Source organism: Compostibacillus humi, from assembly GCF_014637175.1.
GTDB classification, from domain to species: domain Bacteria; phylum Bacillota; class Bacilli; order Bacillales; family Amphibacillaceae; genus Oceanobacillus; species Oceanobacillus humi.
Genome location: NZ_BMEV01000136.1, coordinates 1 through 2062, shown reverse-complemented (window position 1 = coordinate 2062; position 2062 = coordinate 1). Strand labels below are relative to the sequence as shown.

Annotated in this window: 2 protein-coding genes; one reads left to right on the top strand and one right to left on the bottom strand. The window is 31.9% G+C overall.

The features are described 5' to 3' along the window. The coding region (locus IEV18_RS16865; protein WP_188393501.1) for a transposase at nucleotides 1-209 on the bottom strand (209 nt) is incomplete at its 3' end. A gap of 353 nt (nucleotides 210-562) precedes the next feature. Here IEV18_RS16865 and ddlA point away from each other — a divergent pair. Next, nucleotides 563-1660, top strand: coding sequence for a D-alanine--D-alanine ligase (ddlA, locus tag IEV18_RS16860; RefSeq protein WP_188393500.1), 1098 nt, complete (start codon nucleotides 563-565; stop codon nucleotides 1658-1660). Nucleotides 1661-2062: the final 402 nt, after the last annotated feature.

The window sequence follows — 2062 nt, the reverse complement described above, 5'->3', positions numbered from 1 at the left end:
TTTTGACGGAGTAAATTTTCATTCGAATGAACATGGTATTTTCTATCGTCTTTCAAATGTAGATGTCGAGCCAAGGTTTTAGAGAATCCGATTTTCTCATCGAATTCCCTAAAAATAAATTCACCTGTATCAGAAGAAAGAGAACCCCCATCATTTGACAATTTAATTTGACGATTGAAATCTAAAGTTAATTGCGGTAAAGTAGCCATTATAAGAATCCTTTCTGTGGTTATTTTGTGGTGATTTAACTTTAACAAAAATGGATTCTTTTTTCATTTATTTGATGCATGATCAAGTCAGATGAAACGCTTGATAAATAAGCATTCAAAAGTAATCAAAAGTTTTCTATGAATAATTCAGGTTTATTTTGCATTACACAGGCAGTTCACCCCTCTTCTTATCTGGATAAATAAAGGCTACATTATTTTGCATTACAGAAAATTAAGGAAAATTTTATTAATTTTGGTTCACACATTACATTATTACAATATATAATATAAATAACACATTTAAATATAAATGAATCTCTGTTCAAGGGAAAAACAGTGAATAGGGTGATACTTTGAAGAAAAAAAAAGTTGGATTAATATTTGGTGGTAAGTCTACTGAACATGAAGTTTCACTGCAGTCTGCCAAAAATATTATTGAGGCAATGGATAAAACTAAATATGACGTTTTTTTAATAGGTATCGATAAGAAGGGAAGGTGGCATATAAAGAATAATTTAAAATTCCTTCTTAATTCGAGTAACCCTGCATTACTTGAATTTGAAAAAAATAAAAGAGAAGTAGCTATTGTCCCAGGAGAAAATAAAAACCAGATATTAAACTTGGACACTCAAGAATATTTTGACCAATTAGATGTCATCTTTCCTATTATACATGGAACTTTTGGAGAAGATGGCAGCCTTCAAGGTATGTTACGTATGGCAAACATCCCATTTGTTGGTTCAAGTGTATTAGGTTCTGCTATAAGTATGGATAAGGACACTTCTAAACGTTTGTTAAAGGCAGCAGGATTTAATGTGGCAAAATCTTATACTTTTACTCAAGCAAATAAAAATGAAATAAATTTTGAAGAAATTGCTTCGGTTCTTGGATTGCCGCTTTTTATAAAACCTTCTAATCAGGGTTCATCAGTAGGTGTTAACAAGGTTTACACTAAACTTGAGTTTGAAACAGGCATTGAAGAAGCATTTAAATTTGATCATAAAATCTTAATTGAGGAAGAAATTGTTGGACGAGAAATTGAATGTTCCATTTTGGGAAATGATTATCCTATAGCCTCTTTACCAGGTGAGGTCATATCAAAAGGAGACTTTTATTCATATCACGCAAAATATATTGATGAAAATGGTGCAATATTGGAAATCCCTGCAAAATTAAATAATAATAGAATAACAAAAATACAGGAATTAGCTATTAAAGCATTTCAAACATTAAATTGTGAGGGGTTAGCTAGAGTGGATTTTTTCTTAAGAAAAGACGACTCTGTAGTTATTAATGAAGTAAACACGATCCCAGGGTTTACCAAACGGAGCATGTATCCAAAATTATGGGAAGCCAGTGGTATAAGCTACAGCCAATTAATTGATAAGTTAATTGAGTTAGCTATAGAACGACACCACAGAGATTCAGGTTTTAAAAAATCCTTGAATTGAATATGGGTAGTAAGCAGATCTGGAAATAGAAAGGTCAAGTATTCCCCCTCCTAAAAGGAAGTGGAAACAAGAGACCTCTTAGAAATCGTGTTAGTCAGATATCAAGTAGGATCCACTTATTTTGTTCACAGTATGACCCAAGAGATTAGCATTCATGGAACTTGGTGAAGGTACTATAGGTGATGCCATAGTTAGATTATACTGCCCACGATCCATATAGTATATTAAAGTATCTATGAGAAATGTCATGGTTTAAATCAAACATAATAGTAATGATCCACTATCTTTTTGATATGCTCCCAATACAGTAGACAGAGAAATAATAAAAATTCTCTATTACTGTATGGGGGGCTTTTTCTATGTCGAAAAGGAGTAGTAAACATACTTTAAATGAAAGGATAG